We start from the raw sequence: 14,854 nt of genomic DNA on the forward strand, positions 1-14,854 counted from the left end.
CCCGTTTTATCATATCTGATGCCTTTTTTTCTGACGATTGTTTATTTCGTTATTTAAAAGTTTCCTCTCTGCATTTTCTTTTGCTTCATTAAGCCTATCTTTTATTACGAAACGAGGATGCACCATTCCATGTTTGATATCATCTGCAATTTCCTGTTGTGTATGACCTTGAGCTTCTAAAACTGCTCCTTGCTGAGTCAATCCACCCAAACCATATTTGGCGCCTACCTCTTGCATTTCCTTACCGATTTTTGCTTGCATTTTACCAAACGAACTTCTTGCATCTGCACCGGCGAGCTTAATTGGACTTTGTAATGCTTTTACTACCCAGCGGAACCAAAACCACGCTGCTATTGCTAAAGCAACAATAAATATAATACATACTATAAATTGTTTACCAGCTCCTACAAGTTTGAATTCATTCATAGAAACATCTTTTGTTATATATACTGATGCGATCCATGCCAGGTCGAAAAAGAGTGATAGCCCTACGGTTCTTGCAAAGAGATTAACCCAGCCGAAAATTGGATCTGTGTCTCCTTTGTAAGTAGCATAGCTGTACCAGAAGGGAGCAAACGCACCCAACAAACCGATAGTAGCATATTTAAGTAATCCGAATATTCCCATTAGTATCAAAATTAACATTGACAGTGACATTATAATAAGACCTCCACCGGTTTTTAAAAACCCAAAGAACGTCTTGTCGTAAAATCCTGTATATAGTTCATCGGAATCCCATTCATCCTTATTTTTGTTTTCTGTAAAAACCTCAAGTCCAAATGCCATCCTTACTATTTTGTCACCGGAGAAATCCGAAAAACTTATATTTTCTTGAGTAACAGGTTCATTGTTTTCTCTGATTAGTATAGGACTATTCTTGTCCTCGAATTTTTCTTTTTCGCTAGAATATTTATCCCATAAAGCATTTCTGGCAATGGCATTAAGTCCTGTATTTTCAATATGAATAACCAGATCGCATATAAACAATGAAAAGTAAGTAAGCAGGAGGCATGTAGCAATAGTAAAAAGATATTTTCCTGCATTAAATTCTCCTAACTCCTTGTCATTTTTCAACCTACCACTTTTAAGACTTAATGTAGAAAGTATGATTCCCAAAATAGTAAAGAGTAGTGAAAACACAAAACATATATTCCATAAGTTTTTTATCCAGCTTTGATTTATCAGCCTTGGAGTAAGGAAAACCCATTCACCCATCCAAGCAGAGACAGTATTATATAAGCCTTCAAACATGTCACCAAAAAATATATTTACAATAAAACCGATACCATGCTTGAATATCTTTTTAACGAAATCTAAAACTTCCCCCATTTTCATCATAGATCCTATAGTAGTCCAATCATACATGAAATCCTTTACTCCATCCCAAGCATTTGGGGTAGGTGTTGCCTGACTTTGTATATTGGGTGTTGGACTTGCAAATATAGATATGCTGCTAATAGTAATAATAGAAATAGTTATCAAAATTAATACAATTATATACTTCTTAAATCTTTTCAATTTCAATCCCCCCCTTTTGACGAAAAGTTTTCGTTTGCAATCGTAAGTATTATTCAGTTTCCTTTTTAAATTGTGATTTTGCTGAAACAATAAAGTAATCATCCCAGGCATCTCCTCCAAATAAGACAGGTAGCATAGGAACAAATGTCGGCTGCTTATAAGATACCTTAACAGTTACATAATTGTCTGTTTCACGTTTTTCAATAGTAAGTCTATCTGAGTCAGTATTAAGTCCTGAACCTTTTAAGACTTCTTCGGCCTTAACATCAGCAGAAGCCAGGCCTAAAGCTTCTGCTCTTGATGCTTCTCTGGCAGAGTCTGCAACAATTACCCAAGAAAATATTGTTAAACCTAGGATTATTACACCAAAGAGAATAAAAATTAAAATTGGAGACAGCATTACAAACTCTAATGTTTGGGAGCCCTTATTGTTATTAAATTTCCTTATCACCTAAATTCCCCCTTTATAATCTTTTGCGACATTGGAAATCCTGCGGACAAGATACATTCCTGATAACGATAATAAGCCTGCAATTACATATGAGATCTTACCAATTGGACTTTCAAGTGAATTTGCTACATACTCTGGCTGCATAAGCCTAATTACAATAAACATAGCCAGAGGCATTAAACCAATTATATATGAGTTTATCTTGCTTTCGGTATTACTTGCATCTATAGTATTAAAAAGATCTCCATTTTCCTTCATTTGTGAAGAAATATTCTCAAAGGTTCTTGGCCAGCCTTCGTTAGTAATTTCGCTGTGTACAGATATAGCCATACTAACCATTTTAAACTCTGGTATAGGTATTTGCTTTGTCACGTTTTCAAATGCTTCAGACAAACTTTGAGACTTCTTTATATTTGCAGAAACTTTTTCGAGTACAGATTTTAAAGGGTCTCTGCTTTTTTCGATGGAATAATCAAGAGCTGTTAATAGTGCTTTACCTGCAGTGCCCATACTAGACATGTAGTCTAGCCACTCAATAAGCTGTTCAGTCATTAGATCTTTTCTTTTTGATATTCTTTGTTTAAGCAATAGATTAGGTATAAAAAAACCTACTACAGCTACAGGAAGAGAAAAAACAATATCTTTAAGAAAAAGTTGACCTATAAAAAAAGTTAAAAGAATGGATACAACTTTGAATACTATATATATTTCAGGTGAAAATTTATATCCTGCCATTCCAATTCTGTTTCTTATACCTTCAAAATGATCCTTTTTGTTTTTTTTCCCTACATCAACTATAACAGGGTTCCTAAGTCGGTTATAGTATTCCTGGATGTCTTTTTGTTTTATGATCTTGCTAAATATAATTAGAGCTACTGATATAAATATCAATAGCTGCGCAAGTAAAATATATTTCAATTTTATCAGCTCCATTCTATTAATTAGCATGTAAACTTCTTTAAAAGTTTTTTTACTAATGAATCATATAATTCACGGTCTTTCGAAGACATAGAAATAATTTCCATACCATATTCGAATACTTTTTGGTTTATATCGGATTTATTAGCAATTCTTCCTGAAAAACTTATATTCATACTTTGTGTCGGTGTAACATTTACCTCTACTACATCACCAATATTGTAGATGTCTAACAAGGAATTGAGCCGTAGACCTGTATAGCTTACATCTTTTGCAACTGCAAATTCAAACTTATGATTCTTAGCAATGGCTGCGGCAATACTAACAGGGAATCTTACAGTATGTACTCTTTTTTCGTTTTTTAACTGAAACGCAGATAGAAGGATTTTTATCGTAGCTGGGAAAACAATATCAGTAATATTCCCAACGAAAATATTATCTCCGATATAACAAACTACTGCATCACCAATCTGTATATTATTGATAGGACCATTAAACTTTACAGTTATCAAGTTTCTATCTAAAAGGATGATTTTAGAGCTCGCCGGACTAAGAAAATTAAAATGTTCAATAATAATATCTTTTTCCACTTTTGATTCTCCTTTCAACATCACCAATTATAGCCTACATCAAGGAGCTTATCTTCTAAAAATGGTATAATGTTATCGGGTATGAAAATAAATTCATCTTTGTTCTTGTTATATTCGAATATGGGGAGGATAATAATTTCTCCTTTTTCATCAATACCATTTACAACCGAAATTGATATGATACGTCTCTTTATAAGACCATTAATTTTAACTCTTTGTATTTCAACCATTATATTTATTGCTTCGGCAATTTGACTTCTGATAGCTCTTATAGGTAGATCCATACCTGACATAAGAACCATAGTTTCAAGTCTGCTTATAATAGAATACCGATTATTAGCATGCCCGGTTGTAAGTGAACCGTCATGACCTGTGTTCATGGCCTGAAGCATATCTAATGCTTCTCCGCTCCTGACTTCTCCCACAATTATTCTATCAGGCCTTACTCTCAGAGAGTTTTTAATTAAGTCTCTAAGCGTTATCTCATTTTTTCCTTCAGAGTTAGGAGGACGTGTTTCAAAAGACAGTATATGTTTTTGTTTAAGCCTAAGTTCTGCGGAGTCTTCTATAGTTACAATTCTCTCATCACTTGGAATACAAGATGATACCGCATTTAACATAGTAGTTTTGCCCGATGAGGTGCCGCCAAATATTAAAATGTTAAGTCGAGCCATAACACATGCTTTTAAAAATAGCGCAATATCTTTTGACATAGTCCCTAATTTTATAAGAGTATTAAGATCAATTGAGTGATTAAATTTACGGATAGTCAGGCATGGACCATTTAATGAAACCGGTGGAAGAGTTACATTAATACGTGATCCATCACTAAGTCTTGCGTCAACTATTGGAGAACTTTCATCTACCTGTCTGTTTACGTTGGATACAATAGAGTTTATCACATTTTTTAATTGCTCTTCACTTATGAAATATGAATCAGAAACTACTATTTCTCCGCATTTTTCAATGTATATATTACCGATACCGGCACCGTTTACCATTATTTCTGAGACTTCAGGATCATCTATGTGTTTCTGCAGCGGACCATAACCAAATAGTTTATCAAAGACGGCTTTTTTACCAATCTCACGGATTTCATTTTCATATTGGATACCAAGACCAAGAACTTTTGCTTGATGTTCCAAAATTGCATTTACTTGTTTAATAATTGACGATTGTGTTTCTGGTTCATGTATTTTTGCCATAATTTCTTTACTTAAGGATCGGATATAATCTTCAAGTTTATTTTCAATTGTTTCCCTATCTTTATCGCCGAGTACAGTTCTACCATCATCGTCTATGTAACTGGTTCCAGATTCTTTTTGCAAATGTTCAAAATATTCTTCCACTGATAGATCATCAAGGTTTTTCACAAAGACCACTCCCCTTACCTACTGAAAATTTTGGAAAATATATTTTTGCTTGTTCTAGAATTATTATTAGATTTCTTTGCAAGGCTTGCTAGAGCGTCATTAGTTACCTTTTTAAAGTCTTCACGGTATTTCGAGCAAGAGAAATCTAGTGATGGTATTTTTCCTGTTTCAAGAGAACGTATAAACTTTTCGTCGTATCTAATATTACATAAATAATTTAACTTTTTTTCTTCCAGCAGTTGTTCAAGGACGATTTGAAACTCTTCACTGTTTTTTGTGCTGCTAGCATTATTGACTATAAGTTTGAGTTTAGGGAATATATAATTTTTTAGTAGGTTCCAGTTCGCAATCGTCCTCAATCCTTCGCCCAACTGATCTACAACAATATATCCAACATCACAAAATTCAAGGACAATACTCATTGGACTTAACAGCGAATGCGGAAGGTCCACAATGACTACATCGAACAATGGAGAAGCGAATTGCAAAATGTCTTTTATAACACCACGGGTTAAATTTTTGGCTTCTTTTTCATGCCCTGGACTTGGAAGTATGTAAAGGCCTTCTATTTCATGAGGTATAAAAACATTTTTGTCCGTTTCTTGAACATTACCATCAATAAAATCTTTTACTGTTTTGGCGTTTCCATAACCAAGGTGTAATCTGTCAGCTACACTCGAAGTGTTTTTGGTCGTGTCCATATCAATTATTAAAACTACGTTTCCTTGCTTTGCCAAAGATGCGCCCAAATTAATTGTAGTGGCTGTTTTTCCTGTTCCTCCTTTACTTCCTGTAACAGCTATTAGGTGTGTTGAAAGTTTAAAGTCCTGAACTTGAAAATCTATGGTATTTAACTTTTTTATATATTGATCCCTGTCAAAAGGGTTCTCAAAAGAACTGTCAAATATTTTATCAGGTTCACTATTTACATGTTGGGCTAATATACTAGATAATTCTTGGGTTGTATTGTCGTAATTAAGTATTTCTTTTATCTTGAACTTATCCATATCAGCATATAAAGTATAGTCCTCATCATTTGTAACCATATATAAATTTTTTGTGCAGCCTGATATATCTTTTGCATAGTCGTCCCATCCAGGCTCATTTCCTAAAAAACACACATCGAAATTTTTCTTTGGATAGTTGTCATGTATACCTACAACCGATATGAACGATTGAGGAAATATTTCTTTAATTTTGCCTACAAAAGAATCCCTTTTGGCTTGATTATCAGTCTTTATTAGAATATTCATTATTTTATATACCTCCTTCTCAGTTAAGAATATCGTTGGCATATTTCTGGATAAATGATTGCACTGTTGTTGTTGTTGTTTTACTTGCCTTTTGATCAGGATTGTATGGATTTAGAGCAACAGATATTTTACCCGCCTGAAGTGCAAATTGAATTTCCTGTGCTTGTTGGGGTTCTACTGCAACAACAATTCCTTCAATTTCAGTATTCTCACCTAACGTTTTAAGTACTAATACCTGACCAGCTAATAGTTTACTTATGACTTCCTTTTGTTGTGGTTTTGAAGACTGAGGTTGGTTATTTACTGATTCATCTTCAGGTATTACTATAGAGAACGAACCAATTATATCTACAAGATCACCTGGTTTCATTTCCCCACCGCAGCCAGATATTTGATCAACCGGTATTGTAAAAGCTCTAAGTTTTTCGTTTTGAAGATCTGTTAGCTTTGTCGATAACAAACTTGAACTGCTGCTACCTTTGGCAGCCAAAAACTCTTGTTGTATTGCGGTATCAGCAGGAATTATTGTTCTCGAAACTCTTCCAATAACAAGTTGTTTGTCTGAAGCTTTATTTTTAGCAAATTCTTTGGGAACGTCTATAAGTTTAATATCTGCTTCGTTGATTACGCTAAAAGCAGGAATTTCCTTTGATGCAGCAACAACCTTCACCATGCCGGTATAACTGCTTATTCCCATATACATTAATACAGCTGCTATCAGCCCCAAAACAATACCCGCTATAACTAAATAAATGCTTCTATTTTTTTTCTTTATTACACCGCCGTTTTCCATAAATTTTTACCCTCCTACTTTTTGAATATATTGATATATCTGATTAAAAGATAAAGCTATTTCAGGATTCATTATCGACGCCGGTTTACCAATACATCTGCTGATTGAAACAATTTCCGGCTTATCAGGAATTGTTATTATTCCATCAGTAATAGGTAATTCTCTTCTTTTTTGAGAAAACGTAACTGACAGAATGTCTTTTTCAGGTGAATCATTTATCTTAATGAATCTGTTTAAAACCATGACCTTATTTGCTTCGAGGTCATCAAATTTGTTTTTTATATCAGCTAGGCTCTGAAGATGCACAACGTCCATATCAGCTACAATTATAATGGTTGCTGCCATGGACAATATTGTGTCTGCATATCCTAAGTCAACGCTTCGGGGCATATCTACAACAACATAATCACTTGATGATGCCGCATATCTAATTAATTTAGATGCGCTAGAAGCATTTATTTTAGGTTTTAGTTGAGGTTCACAGCTGAAAATTCGGATTGTTCCCTTAACTCTTCCACCGAGATTGGTTTCGTAACCATATCTTTCGAATGAACCAGTTCTCTCAAGAGCTGCTTTGTATTCTTCCTCCCAATCCATAAATGATAGCTTAAAACAAATGTATTGGACTTGTTTATCCAAGTCAACAAGTGCAATATTATCAAAATGTTTAGCTAGTGTTGCAGCTGTGTTCTGTGCAACAAAACTTCTTCCAGATGGAGATGGAGAACAAACAACTATAAGGTTATTAATTTTCTTTTGTGTACCTTGCCCCAGGTTGAATGACAAATTAATACTCTTTACTGCTTTGGTAGCTTCTGTGACAGCTGATAGTGCATTTTGTGTAACATTTGTAACTGATCCTACTAATTGGTTTAGTTGATAGGATGGCCGCTTCCCGCGTTCCACTTTTTCTAATTTTGCCTTTTTAATACTTTTATCTTCTGTATCCTTAATTTTTGCATCTGGGTTTTTAGGGAAAAGAGCTTCTTTTAGATCACTAACCTTCGGATCCGGATCTATAAATATTACATGATTTTCTTTCAACTTCTTTTCGATTAACTCGTTAAGATGGGTATTCGTTTTTACAATATATATTTCTATATCCAAGCTTATATCATTACAGATATCAATCCAATTTCCATCTTCCTTATTAGGTAGATCTATAATTGATAAAACTGCATCAGGATTAACTTCATTTGCTTGCTCTCGAAGTTCCTTTTTGGTTCGCACTATTTTTACTACATCTACTCCTTGTATACCCCTGATTTGTTTTTCAAGTATTGTATGCTCTTCACCTAAAGCTAACATAACCTTAAGGTTATTGCCTTGTTCAGGTATAATTTCTTCGCAAATATCAGTTTTTGGTTCTACTTTTATATCAATTTCTGTTGTTTCATTATTTCCCGCTGCTGTCTCGACACTGATATTAAGTTTTTTACATTCATCTAAAAAACTTATAGGAGCTTTCTTCTTACACAAGAGATTTATACTTGATACATTGCAGCTTATTTCTTTTAAATAGCTTATCAAAAGGCTATATCTATCTTCGTTTTCATTTGTAACGGCCATATCAGATGCAATTACAACATCCGGATTCTTTTCTTGTATGTATTCTATTGCTTCTTCAAAGCTTAAACAGATATCAGCGGAGTTGCCTTTGCTTCTAAGTGTATCTGATATTTCGTTTGCAATATCATAATTTTCGAATATTACCAGGAACTTCATTTTAACTCACCTCTCTTTACAGTTTAGGGTAAGGTTATGATACCTTACCCCTCTAACTAAGAAGTCCATTTATTCGGGAATAATAGCCTTTGTAATCTTAGTAAACAGCTCAGGCGAATTAACTATTTGTGCATCTATTTCTTCGATAAAGGTATCGAGTACTTTCATAACATCTTGTGCTGATAAGCCTGTTTTACTACAAATATTTCCTACGATTTCGATTTTTTTCATACTTGATTACTCCTTTCACAGAATATAGAATTAAGCCTAGGAATCGGAGTTTTATAATTACATAAGCATCTTAAGGAGGGTCAAAATGAGTTTAAATTGCCCATATTTTAGTTCAGGATTCTTTTCAGGAGGATCCTGTAAAGTTTTAGAACAACCTGCAGGGTCAGCTATGATTAAAACATATTGCGAATGTGATGAACATGTAAAATGCCCTCGATTTTGTGAGGCAGAGCGTATAAAAACTCGAGAACATTTGAATAAATAAGTCTATAAAACTCCGATTCCTTATTAATGTTAACGTGTATTTACAATTACGGTAGACTTAATATCTACCGTTTCCGGAATTACAGGAATTACTCTAAAAAGCGTTATGCTTGCTATTATTGAGCCTTTGCATTTCTTTCTACCGTCATCGTCATAAATGAATTCTGTATCAAATGTATCCTCTTTAGGTTTGATTGTATTTTTCAAGCCGTTAATTTTAAGGTTGTTCTCAAATATGTAGTATGCTTCATCCCTGGCTTTTTCAGCGTCAAATTCTTCGAAAACCTCACCTTCCTCTTCGGAATATATCTGTACAGTATTGCTTGACATGGCTGTTATCGAAGCTTCGAGCGCATTGTTAACATGATGTTTATTTAATACAAGTAGTGACATGCCTATAAGCAGTTGTATCATAGGCAGCCCTATTAGTATGAATAACAGGACTGTCCAGATAGTAATGCTTCCTCGATTGTTTTTAAGCAAGCTCATCAGCTCCCCCATGATTCGCTTCCGGAATCATCCATTGTGCCTATTATTTTATTTACTAATTCCATTATTTGAGCCCCAAATAATTTACCTATAGCAAATATTAATACTGCAAGAACTAGAGCTAGTAGAACAAATTCAAGTATTCCAGTTCCTTTGTTATTTTTCATAACTCTTGAGAATTTACATTTTAAAAATTGACCTGCAAAAAATAAATGTTTCATAACTATACACTCCTCTTAATTAAAATTCTTGAATAATTTTCATTAATGTTATTAATGCTGGTGTAAGCGCTACAAGTAGAACAGACGGCAGTAAAAATAAAATCATAGGGAAAACAATTTTTACTTTAGCAAGTTCGCCCTTCTTAACTATCTCAGACTTTGCTCTGCTGCGGATGCTTCTGGCCTGATCTTTTAGTATGTCTGTAACTGGTGTTCCCATTTCAAGGCCTTGGCCTACTGATTCCATAAAAAGTCGGACTTCGTTGGTACCACACCGCTGTATCATGTCTTGAATTGCCTCTTCCCTTGTTTTTGTTTTGTAGGATTCCTTCCAGATCCTTTTTATTTCATCTGCCAGAATGCTATTGGTGTTGTCTGCAATTCTTTCGATTGCATTTTCGGTATTTAAACCAGCTTGACAAGCAGTAGATAATAATTCAACGTAGTACAAGATTGTTGCATTAAGTATATCCTTCCTTTTGTCCACTTTTCGCTTTATATATGCTTCAGGAATTTTGAAACCTGTAAATGCACCAGCGATAAAACCAAATACTGCTAATATATTGCCATAACCGGTTAAAATAATAGAGAATAATGTAGCTGCTATAACACTGGCTATTATACTTGTAAATAACACTGTTTCAACGCTTACGTTTTCCATGTCAGCTTGAAGCAACATTATTCTCATCTTTTCTTGATACTCATTACCCATAAGTCTAATAATCCTGTTCTTCAGTCGCTTTAAAAAGCTTTCTTCAACGGTTACTGCTTTAGAAAAATAAAGATTTGATGCAAAGTTTTTACTATCTATTTTCTTAATCACAGGTTGCAGCGAAAAACAGAATACACTTAAAAAAACAAGTATGAAACCTGCTGTTAAATAGACCATGCTTTGGCCCCTCCTCACTATTTAATTTAGATCTGCGTGGATCGCTTATTCAGGCTTTAGAGAAGGGTTAGGTTCAGAATATTGATTATTTTTTTGAGATTGCTCAGAACTGGTGCTTCCTGATTCATCTGTAGTTGTTTCTGCACCTTTTTCAATTGTTGTTATTGCAGTATCTATAAGTATATCTTTAGCAATTGCCATGATCCTGAAGCCTGAAACTCCGCCAAAAACCAAGCATAGTATAAGAACCAAAGCAGTTTCGCCAATCCATTTCTTACTAAATGAATCTTTACCTGTTTTGACTTTACCTGCCTTAGTTACAATAGAGAATATTGTAAATATAATTATTATTAGTGATACAACAGCTACAACGAAAGCAAAGAAAGCAATTATAGGTGAAACTGCGTGCACTGCATTTGTTGTTGTATCATCGGGAATATATTTTGCTACTTCCTTAAACGGATTTACCTCTTTAGGCTCAGCAAAAGCAGTTACAGGAAAAATAAAAGCCAGTATCGATGATATCGAAACCAGCAGGGTAAAAAGTTTGGTTTTCATTAATTCTCATTCCTTTCTATTTTTTTGATCATATCTCGGTATTCTGCTAGATCGAAAACAATTACATTTTTCTCTCCTAGTGATCTCACCTGAATTCTTTTGCCTGATCACTCGTGCTCATGTCAAATTTGTCGCCTCCTTTCTCCTTAATTACCAGTAAGATGCAAATCATGTGGATATATTTTTGTTGCATCTATAGATATATTTTTTTGAGTACTGACACTTTCAAGAGCACCATATGTAATGCTTTTACCACAAGTAGGGGTAGTGGGAGCATCCGTGTCACCAGGGGCAAAGTAAATGGTAATATTTCACAATCATAGTCGTTCCATTTTATCTATTAGTTTCTTTTTATCTGGATTTGTGTATAGAAGAGTGGTATGAATATTTGAATGTCCTGCCTGATTTGCAACCTCATGAGCCAACATACCTTTTTCAAGTGCATTAGTACAAAAAAAGTGTCTTAGTTGGTGAGGTGTAATACTATTACTATATTTTTTAAAGATTCTATTTACGGTAGTTCTATCAAGCTTTTTGTTTTTTCTACTTACAAATAAATAATTAGAACCATTAGCCGTAGAAATATTACTTCTGACTTTTAAATATTCTTTGACCGCTGTAATAACTTTACTATTGAGCATTACTGAGCGTTGTTTGTCTCCTTTTCCAGTCCGGATAATGCATTCCTTACCATCTAAATCGAAATCATCCATTTTTATATTTAATGCTTCTGATATTCGCAGACCTGTATAAGCAAGAAATACCATCAAGGCGTAATTACGAAGGTTTTTACTCTCAAGGATTGATTGTAAAAACTGTTTTACTTCTGTTTCTGTAACTTTCGTAGGTGATGCATATTGTAACTGAATTTTTATTTTATCATTATTTTCAATGGCAATTTCTTTCTGAATATTTTTATAAACTAAATAATGGTTATACTTTAAAAGGCTGCTTAATTTATGGTTTATGGTCTTGGCGTTGTTTCGTTTTATATTTTGAAGGTAACTTTTATACTCTAAAATATTTTGTCTTATTATGATAGTAAAATCTTTTGAAAATGTCTCATGAAACCATTTATTATAATCTCTAATATCTGCTATATATCCTTTTATGGTATTAGTACTTTTATTTTCATTTTTTAGAAAATTAGCAAACTCTTCAATATCCATATATTCAATCACCTTTATTTTTCATAGATTTAAATTCTTTAGTAATATTATCATAATTAAGATCCAGTTTTATATTTGGCTTTTTTATAGATATTTTATTTTCATTTGGGCTAACCATCTTAAGAACAATGTTTTTAACAACAGTTACAAAATCACAATTATAAGTATCAAAAGTCAGTTCTTTTTGAAAAGGACACGGACATTCGATACTATAATTGTCTTTCTGGTTCTCAGATGCCTTAAATTTGTTAATATAATAAATTTCATAGATTTTTGCAACTGTTTCATTTTCAAGAGGCTCTGATTTAAATACTTTACTGACATTTACAAACCATTCCTTATCCTTATGCTGAAAAACACGTCTTTCAAAAGTTGTAGTCATCCCAACATATATTACATTATCCAAAGAATCTTTAAATAAATAGATATAATACTTTTTACTCATTGATATATTCCTTTCAGTTATAAAACTTTTTCCTTTACTAGAATTCAATACCTATAATACAGTTATCATAAATAAATTGGTCTATTAAACTATAATCATTAGAATCATAAAAAGATACAAGCCGCTTGTTAAATTCACCTAGGTCATTTTCTTTTATGCTTAGAATACCTTTCCCTTCAGCTATAAGTATCTTATTTGCACATAGAGTACTTGTTCTCTTATTACCATCCCAAAACAGTTGACTCCTGCATCCCCAAAGGAAGTATTTAATGGCTTTTTCCGTTGTATTTTCTAATGCCATAATTTTATTTATTTGTTCAACTACATTTTCCTTTACTGGAATTTCGGGTTTATAGTCAGTTCCACCAATTCCAACCTTACCAGTCCTGAGAACTCCCCATTCTAGACTTTCGTTTCTAGCAACAAATTCATTAACCTTACAGGCATAATCTAGGTTAAACGGTTTTTCTACTGTTGATAGTAGGTATTTCCATGCATCCCTCAGATTTAAAATACACTCAACATCATTCATTTTCATATTAGCAACACTTACTCCATCCAGAATTGTTTTTGTATCTGGAAAAGTAACGTTACAGCCTTCAAGTCTTGCACTATGGTATATATTTTCTGCAATAAGCTTTTTGGCTAAAAATATGTTTTGTTCTTTTGTAAGACTATATTTATCTTTAAACATTAATCCACCAACCCTCTTTTTATTTGATTTTATCCATGTATTTACACTATCTTAAAAACCTTCATATTCAACACCATCAATATTAACAATTTTCTTAGATTTATTGTTTTGATTATTTTCAAAGAAATCATCCTCATTAAAAGTTATTTCAGAAGTGCATTGAACTAATTTGTTCTTTTTGTTTTTAGGTTGACAATCATATGAGTTTTTTTCTTGCTCAAATTTTCTTTGACCTACTAACATTTTCTTTATTTTTTGAAACAATAGCATTATTCTGGTTCGTAATGTAAGAGGATAAAGGTAACTTTTTTCCGGGTTTAATTCTTCATAGTTAAGTGTTTCAAAGTCTTTTTTATTAATCTTTATTGTTCCATCATTCAACTGGCAGTAATAAGGGTACTTATAACTTTTTAATTTCGGTAACTTTATTGTAGGAGCAATATAGGTATCGGAAGGTTCATCGAGTAAAGGATTTAACTTTGCCCTTAAATAAATCTCATATATTTTAGCATCTGTTATGTTTTTACAGGCAGATAGTTTAATATTCCATATTTTAATATCATTGTCTTTGTATATCTTAAACCTGTTACTTTTCAACCTTCTTGTAATTTGTTCGGGCTTAGATATTCCTATTTTAACAAGATTGTTATTAAAATCATAAAGGTAATATAAATAATGCATACCTATTTCTCCTTGCATAAGTTGTGTTGTGTAAAAAAATATGGCTTTTCAATAAATTGTGTTGCGTAATATATATAAATTTTACATTAAATCTTTAAATTATGCAATACAATTTATATTGTGTTGTATTATTGATTTTGATAAAATATGCAGTAGATAAAATAATTCTGTTAGGAAGTGATCAGTATGAGAATCAACTTAGGTAGCATAGGGAAACTTGGTGATGAATCAACTAGACTAAAAATAATGGATATGGCAAAAGACAATCCAAAGATACTTGAGCAATATGAATCCTTTTTATCACTGATGGCTAATGATGATACTCATAAAATAAAAGCAGATGTGGAAATATCATTGTTTGAAAAAGAAACTGACCCAAAGATAAAATTGATTCCTAAAAAAATGGCTCAAAAAGTAAATTATGAAATTTGGGATATATGAAAATAAACTTGAACTATTTGACGGTGAGGCTCTTCATGGTGATGAGCAAAGGGATAAAATGTTATTGATGCTTGTATATAACACAGGGTTACAACACTTTATTGACTTGCTCCCAGAGGAATCCAAAAAAATATTAAAAGAGCTTTTATAA

20 protein-coding genes are annotated in these 14,854 nt (G+C 32.9%); 3 read left to right on the forward strand and 17 right to left on the reverse strand.

Annotated features, from left to right (window positions below; all coding sequences use genetic code 11):
- Nucleotides 1–9: 9 nt before the first annotated feature.
- The 9 genes from ACECE_RS0201925 to ACECE_RS30530 all read right to left on the reverse strand — a co-directional run bounded on the left by ACECE_RS0201925 (nucleotide 10) and on the right by ACECE_RS30530 (nucleotide 8,852).
- Nucleotides 10–1,518, reverse strand: a complete 1,509-nt coding sequence (locus ACECE_RS0201925) for a hypothetical protein (protein WP_162862454.1) — start codon at nucleotides 1,516–1,518, stop codon at nucleotides 10–12.
- Nucleotides 1,519–1,567: 49 nt separating this feature from the next.
- Complete coding sequence (locus ACECE_RS0201930; protein WP_010243677.1) at nucleotides 1,568–1,969, reverse strand: TadE/TadG family type IV pilus assembly protein; 402 nt, start codon at nucleotides 1,967–1,969, stop codon at nucleotides 1,568–1,570.
- Nucleotides 1,970–2,887 carry a type II secretion system F family protein gene (locus ACECE_RS0201935; protein ID WP_162862455.1) on the reverse strand — a complete coding sequence of 306 codons (918 nt, stop codon included), beginning with the start codon at nucleotides 2,885–2,887 and terminating at the stop codon, nucleotides 1,970–1,972. It lies immediately after the preceding gene.
- A 23-nt stretch (nucleotides 2,888–2,910) separates the two neighbouring features.
- Nucleotides 2,911–3,477: a PilZ domain-containing protein gene (locus ACECE_RS0201940; RefSeq protein WP_026073662.1), complete on the reverse strand. Its 567-nt coding sequence runs from the start codon at nucleotides 3,475–3,477 to the stop codon at nucleotides 2,911–2,913.
- 20 nt (nucleotides 3,478–3,497) lie between these two features.
- Nucleotides 3,498–4,850, reverse strand: a complete 1,353-nt coding sequence (locus ACECE_RS26300) for a CpaF family protein (RefSeq protein ID WP_010243683.1) — start codon at nucleotides 4,848–4,850, stop codon at nucleotides 3,498–3,500.
- Between the two features lie 14 nt (nucleotides 4,851–4,864).
- Nucleotides 4,865–6,103: an AAA family ATPase gene (locus tag ACECE_RS28935; protein ID WP_010243685.1), complete on the reverse strand. Its 1,239-nt coding sequence runs from the start codon at nucleotides 6,101–6,103 to the stop codon at nucleotides 4,865–4,867.
- Nucleotides 6,104–6,122: 19 nt separating this feature from the next.
- Nucleotides 6,123–6,896 carry a Flp pilus assembly protein CpaB gene (cpaB, locus tag ACECE_RS0201955; RefSeq protein WP_010243687.1) on the reverse strand — a complete coding sequence of 258 codons (774 nt, stop codon included), beginning with the start codon at nucleotides 6,894–6,896 and terminating at the stop codon, nucleotides 6,123–6,125.
- Between the two features lie 6 nt (nucleotides 6,897–6,902).
- Nucleotides 6,903–8,621, reverse strand: a complete 1,719-nt coding sequence (locus ACECE_RS0201960; protein ID WP_010243689.1) for a chromosome partitioning ATPase-like protein — start codon at nucleotides 8,619–8,621, stop codon at nucleotides 6,903–6,905.
- A 69-nt stretch (nucleotides 8,622–8,690) separates the two neighbouring features.
- Complete coding sequence (locus tag ACECE_RS30530) at nucleotides 8,691–8,852, reverse strand: HU family DNA-binding protein (RefSeq protein ID WP_010243691.1); 162 nt, start codon at nucleotides 8,850–8,852, stop codon at nucleotides 8,691–8,693.
- 85 nt (nucleotides 8,853–8,937) lie between these two features.
- Between ACECE_RS30530 and ACECE_RS0201970 the strand changes: the two genes are divergently transcribed.
- On the forward strand, nucleotides 8,938–9,117 hold the full coding sequence (locus ACECE_RS0201970) for a hypothetical protein (protein WP_026073663.1): 180 nt from the start codon (nucleotides 8,938–8,940) through the stop codon (nucleotides 9,115–9,117).
- 29 nt (nucleotides 9,118–9,146) lie between these two features.
- Here ACECE_RS0201970 and ACECE_RS0201975 read toward each other — a convergent pair whose 3' ends face one another.
- The 8 genes from ACECE_RS0201975 to ACECE_RS0202010 form a co-directional block, all read right to left on the reverse strand.
- On the reverse strand, nucleotides 9,147–9,605 hold the full coding sequence (locus ACECE_RS0201975) for a hypothetical protein (protein WP_010243693.1): 459 nt from the start codon (nucleotides 9,603–9,605) through the stop codon (nucleotides 9,147–9,149).
- Nucleotides 9,605–9,826 (reverse strand): hypothetical protein, encoded by a 222-nt coding sequence (locus ACECE_RS0201980; protein ID WP_010243695.1) that lies wholly within the window; start codon nucleotides 9,824–9,826, stop codon nucleotides 9,605–9,607. Before ACECE_RS0201980 ends, ACECE_RS0201975 begins: the two co-directional genes overlap by 1 nt.
- A 19-nt stretch (nucleotides 9,827–9,845) precedes the next feature.
- On the reverse strand, nucleotides 9,846–10,715 hold the full coding sequence (locus ACECE_RS0201985) for a type II secretion system F family protein (RefSeq protein WP_010243697.1): 870 nt from the start codon (nucleotides 10,713–10,715) through the stop codon (nucleotides 9,846–9,848).
- Between the two features lie 45 nt (nucleotides 10,716–10,760).
- Nucleotides 10,761–11,273 (reverse strand): hypothetical protein, encoded by a 513-nt coding sequence (locus tag ACECE_RS0201990; protein ID WP_010243699.1) that lies wholly within the window; start codon nucleotides 11,271–11,273, stop codon nucleotides 10,761–10,763.
- 317 nt (nucleotides 11,274–11,590) lie between these two features.
- On the reverse strand, nucleotides 11,591–12,442 hold the full coding sequence (locus ACECE_RS0201995; protein ID WP_010243701.1) for a tyrosine-type recombinase/integrase: 852 nt from the start codon (nucleotides 12,440–12,442) through the stop codon (nucleotides 11,591–11,593).
- A gap of 4 nt (nucleotides 12,443–12,446) precedes the next feature.
- Nucleotides 12,447–12,887 (reverse strand): GIY-YIG nuclease family protein, encoded by a 441-nt coding sequence (locus ACECE_RS0202000; RefSeq protein WP_010243703.1) that lies wholly within the window; start codon nucleotides 12,885–12,887, stop codon nucleotides 12,447–12,449.
- 37 nt (nucleotides 12,888–12,924) lie between these two features.
- The gene (locus tag ACECE_RS0202005; RefSeq protein WP_010243705.1) at nucleotides 12,925–13,581 is read right to left on the reverse strand and encodes a Fic family protein; all 657 of its coding nucleotides are present in this window, start codon (nucleotides 13,579–13,581) and stop codon (nucleotides 12,925–12,927) included.
- Between the two features lie 51 nt (nucleotides 13,582–13,632).
- A complete protein-coding gene (locus tag ACECE_RS0202010) occupies nucleotides 13,633–14,280 on the reverse strand; it encodes a hypothetical protein (RefSeq protein ID WP_162862456.1) in 648 nt (215 codons plus the stop codon).
- Between the two features lie 168 nt (nucleotides 14,281–14,448).
- Between ACECE_RS0202010 and ACECE_RS0202015 the strand changes: the two genes are divergently transcribed.
- Together ACECE_RS0202015 and ACECE_RS32515 are read left to right on the forward strand one after the other, a co-directional pair.
- Nucleotides 14,449–14,703: a hypothetical protein gene (locus ACECE_RS0202015; protein WP_010243709.1), complete on the forward strand. Its 255-nt coding sequence runs from the start codon at nucleotides 14,449–14,451 to the stop codon at nucleotides 14,701–14,703.
- Entirely contained in the window at nucleotides 14,684–14,854 is a 171-nt protein-coding gene (locus ACECE_RS32515; RefSeq protein WP_162862457.1) for a hypothetical protein, read from the forward strand. The genes ACECE_RS0202015 and ACECE_RS32515 overlap by 20 nt, the downstream gene beginning before the upstream one ends.

Source organism: Acetivibrio cellulolyticus CD2 (genome assembly GCF_000179595.2).
Classification (GTDB): domain Bacteria; phylum Bacillota; class Clostridia; order Acetivibrionales; family Acetivibrionaceae; genus Acetivibrio; species Acetivibrio cellulolyticus.